This window comes from Luteolibacter pohnpeiensis (assembly GCF_016595435.1).
Lineage (GTDB): Bacteria > Verrucomicrobiota > Verrucomicrobiia > Verrucomicrobiales > Akkermansiaceae > Luteolibacter > Luteolibacter pohnpeiensis.
In genome coordinates, this window is the sequence record NZ_JAENIJ010000243.1 from 1 (window position 1) to 324 (window position 324).

Here is a 324-nt window from a genome sequence, read left to right on the forward strand (position 1 = left end):
GAAGTGTTGCCCGCATTGCCAAGGGACCAAGCTCCTCGGCAAAGGGCGATACCAACGCAGGGTCCGCCATCTGGATTGCTTCAAGGAAACCACCCACCTCATCGTCCACACCCACCGCTTTCTCTGTGTTTCGTGCGGCAGGTCGTTCATACCCCGCCTGCCGGGCATCCTGCCGGGCCGTCACAGTTCCGAGCCTTTCAGAGAGGCTATTTACCAGCAGCATCAGGATGGCGTCTGCACCCGCACGCTTGCCCGCAGCCGCGAGCTCGGCCAGGCCACCGTCGCGCGCATCTACCAGCAGTTCACCCGCCGCAAGGCCGCCGA

Annotated in this window: 1 protein-coding gene; it reads left to right on the forward strand. The window is 63.9% G+C overall.

The annotated features are described in order from the left end of the window. Positions 1 to 324 (forward strand): transposase family protein (locus JIN85_RS22520; RefSeq protein ID WP_200274577.1); only part of this gene is annotated, 324 nt, incomplete at both ends.